The following is a 3,546-nucleotide window of genomic DNA, read 5'->3' as shown; positions in this document are numbered from 1 at the left end:
GGCGGAGACGGCGGCGTCGGCCGGGAGCAGGTGGAATTCAGGACGCACGGCGCCCTCGTTCGGCGAGCAGGTGCTGATGCTGTGCGCGCACTTCGCGCCCACGTCCGGCCGCCACACGGCGGGTGCGCTGGCGTTCGTGCGCGCAGGCGTGCTGCTGTTGCCGTTGCTGTTCCTGGGCTGGCTGTGGCGGCGGGGAGGGCGCCGTGCGTCCTGAATTCCACCTGCTCCCGGCCGACGCCGCCGTCTCCGCCACGCGCCTGGACAGCCTCGCGCTGTGCCTGCTGTTGCTGTGCGGTGCCGTCGCGCTGGTGCTGTTCGTGCTGATGGTCGGCTTCTCGATCCGCTACCGGGCCGGTTCCAGCGCGGACCGCACGCACGTGCCGAAGAAGGGGCTGCCCGTCGAAATCGCATGGACCGTGATCCCGCTGCTGCTGTTCCTCGGGATCTACGCATGGGGCGCGATCGACTACCTGAAGCTGTACCAGGCCCCCAGCAATGCGATGCCCGTGTTCGTCGTCGCGAAGCAGTGGATGTGGGAGGCGGAGCACCGCAACGGCCGCAGGGAAAAGGGCGAGCTGCACCTGCCGCTGGGCCGGCCGATCCGCATGGTGATGACGTCGCAGGACGTGATCCACAGCTTCTTCGTGCCGGACTTCCGGGTGAAGCAGGACGTCGTCCCGGGCCGCTACACGTCCATCGTGTTCACGCCCAGCCGCACGGGCGAATACCGGCTGTACTGCGCGGAATACTGCGGCACGGAGCACGCGATGATGCTGGGCCGGATCGTCGTCATGCGGCCGGCGGCGTTCGCGCAGTGGCTGGACGCGGGCCCGCACCAGCCGGGCATGGCGGCGCGCGGCTACGAACTGTATCGCCGCTACGGCTGCAGCGGCTGCCACGACCCGGGATCGAACGTGCACGCGCCCAACCTCACGGGCCTGCTGGGCCGGCGCGTGCATCTCGCGGACGGCCGCGAACTGACGGCGGACGAGCCGTACGTCCGCGATTCCATCCTCGTGCCCACGAAGGACGTCGTCGCGGGCTACGCGCCCATCATGCCCTCGTTCGCGGGGCAGATCGGCGAGGAAGACATCCTGGCCATCATCGAATACATCAGGGAGAGCGCGCATGACGAGCTACCTCGCGGGCGGTGACAGGCTGGCCGACTGGCTGACGACGCGCGACCACAAGCGCATCGCCGTGCTGTACGCCATCTCCATCACCCTGTTCTTTTTCCTGGGCGGCGTGGCGGCGGCATTGATCCGCCTGGAGCTGGCGACGCCGCAGGGTGACCTCGTCAGCGACGACACGTACAACAAGCTGTTCACGGCGCACGGCATCATCATGGTGTGGCTGTTCCTGATTCCGTCGATCCCCGCGGTGCTGGGGAATTTCCTGATGCCGCTGATGATCGGCGCGCGCGACCTCGCCTTCCCGCGGCTGAATCTCGCGAGCTGGTACCTGTACCTGGCGGGCGGCGCGATCGTCCTGTGGGCGCTGCTGGCGGGCGGCGTCGACACCGGGTGGACGTTCTACACGCCGTTCTCGTCGATGTTCTCGAACTCGCACGTCGTCGCGGCGCTGTGCGGGGTGCTGGTGCTCGGGTTCTCGTCGATCCTGACGGGGCTGAACTTCATCGTCAGCGTGCACACGCTGCGCGCGCCGGGCCTCGGGTGGTTCCGCCTGCCGCTGTTCGTGTGGGCGAACTACGCGACGTCGCTGATCCTCGTGCTGGCCACGCCCGTGCTGGCGATGACGCTGGTGCTGGTCGCGATCGAGCGGCTGTTCCAGGTCGGGATCTTCGACCCGGCGCTGGGCGGCGACCCGCTGCTGTTCCAGCACCTGTTCTGGTTCTATTCGCACCCGGCCGTGTACATCATGGTGCTGCCGGCGATGGGCGTCGCCAGCGAGATCATCCCGTGCTTCGCGCGCCGGCCCGTGTTCGGCTACCGCTTCATGGCGTACGCGATCCTCGCCATCGCCGTCATCGGCTTCCTCGTGTGGGGCCACCACATGTTCGTCAGCGGCCAGTCGATGTACGCGGGGATGGTGTTTTCGCTACTGTCGTTCCTCGTCGCGATCCCGTCCGCGATCAAGGTGTTCAACTGGACGGCCACGCTGTACAAGGGCAGCATCCGCTTTTCCGCGCCGATGCTGTACGCGCTGGGTTTCGTCGGCCTGTTCACGATCGGCGGGCTGACCGGCCTGTTCCTCGCGGCGCTCGCGCTGGACGTGCACCTGTCCGACACCTATTTCGTCGTCGCGCACTTCCACTACATCATGGTGGGCGGCTCCGTGATGGCCTACCTGGGCGGCATCCACTTCTGGTGGCCCAAGGTCACGGGGCGGATGTATTCGGAAACGTGGGGGAGAATCGCGGCCCTCGTGATCTTCGCCGGCTTCAACCTGACGTTCTTCCCGCAATACCTGCTGGGCTATGCGGGCATGCCGCGCCGCTACCACAGCTATCCGGAAGAATTCCAGCTGCTGCACGTGCTGTCGTCCGCGGGCGCCGTCACGCTGGCCATCGGCTACCTGATGCCGCTCGGTTACCTCGCATGGTCGCTGCGCCATGGCGCGCGGGCGCCGGCGAATCCATGGCTGGCCACGGGACTCGAATGGCAGACGGCGTCGCCGCCGCCCGAACACAATTTCGCGACGCCGCCGGTCGTCGTGCGCGAGCCGTATGCCTACACGCCGGAGGGGCCATGAACGCGCCGGTCCTGGAACCGCAATTCCGCGACCACGCGCAGCAGGACTTCGCGCGCTCGTTCGGCATGTGGGTGTTCCTGTCCAGCGAGCTGCTGTTCTTCGGGCCGCTGCTGTTCGGCTACCTGTATCTGCGCATGCACCACCCGGAAGCGACCGGAATGGCCAGCCGCCACACGGACATGCTGCTGGGGACCGTCAACACGGCCGTCCTGCTGACCAGCAGCTTCTGCATGGCGCTGGCCGGCCACGCGGCGCAAAAAGGGAACGACATGCGGGATCGCCGCCGCGCCGCGCGCCTGCTGGCACTGACGGCGGCGCTGGGCATTGTCTTCCTCGCCATCAAGGGCGTCGAATGGCACCAGGAATTCGACGAGCACCTGTTCCCCGGCGCCGGCTTTCACCCGTCCGACGGCAGGGACCTGGGCACCGTCCACGGCATGGAACTGTTCTTCCTGCTGTACTTCGCCGCGACCGGCCTGCACGCGCTGCACCTGTTCATCGGCGTGTCGGCCTGCCTGTGGCTGATGCGCAGTCCGCGCGCCGAAGCCGTGGAACTGGCCGGCCTGTACTGGCACTTCGTCGACGTGGTGTGGATCTTCCTGTACCCGTTGCTGTACCTGTCCCTGCGCTCGGGAGGCTGACGTGGACCGGACCGTACGCCCGCTGGTGCTCACGTGGCTCGCGCTGATGGCGCTGCTGGCCACGACGGCCGCCTGCGCGCTGCTGCGCCTGGGCTGGCTGAACACGGCGATCAGCCTCGCGGTGGCGCTGGCGAAGGCATTGCTGGTGGCGTTCGTGTTCATGCGCCTGAAGCGCGCGCCCGCGCTGCTGCGG

At 67.9% G+C, this 3,546-nt stretch carries 5 protein-coding genes; all 5 read left to right on the top strand.

Annotation, left to right across the window (positions count from 1 at the left end; all coding sequences use genetic code 11):
* Positions 1-214 (top strand): hypothetical protein (locus tag ACEN88_RS26895; protein ID WP_413344592.1); only part of this gene is annotated, 214 nt, incomplete at its 5' end.
* Positions 204-1,154: a cytochrome c oxidase subunit II gene (coxB, locus tag ACEN88_RS26890; RefSeq protein WP_413344591.1), complete on the top strand. Its 951-nt coding sequence runs from the start codon at positions 204-206 to the stop codon at positions 1,152-1,154. The genes ACEN88_RS26895 and coxB, both read left to right, overlap by 11 nt.
* Positions 1,129-2,712, top strand: coding sequence for a cytochrome c oxidase subunit I (gene ctaD / locus ACEN88_RS26885; RefSeq protein ID WP_413344589.1), 1,584 nt, complete (start codon positions 1,129-1,131; stop codon positions 2,710-2,712). Before coxB ends, ctaD begins: the two co-directional genes overlap by 26 nt.
* The gene (locus ACEN88_RS26880) at positions 2,709-3,353 is read left to right on the top strand and encodes a cytochrome c oxidase subunit 3 (RefSeq protein WP_413344588.1); all 645 of its coding nucleotides are present in this window, start codon (positions 2,709-2,711) and stop codon (positions 3,351-3,353) included. Before ctaD ends, ACEN88_RS26880 begins: the two co-directional genes overlap by 4 nt.
* 1 nt (position 3,354) lies before the next feature.
* A partial coding sequence (locus ACEN88_RS26875; protein ID WP_413344586.1) for a cytochrome C oxidase subunit IV family protein occupies positions 3,355-3,546 on the top strand: 192 nt, incomplete at its 3' end.

It is taken from the genome of Massilia sp. CT11-108 (assembly GCF_047302915.1).
GTDB classification, from domain to species: Bacteria; Pseudomonadota; Gammaproteobacteria; order Burkholderiales; family Burkholderiaceae_D; genus Telluria; species Telluria orientalis.
The sequence above is the reverse complement of the archived record's forward strand: the minus strand, read 5'-3'. Positions and strand labels throughout refer to the sequence as shown.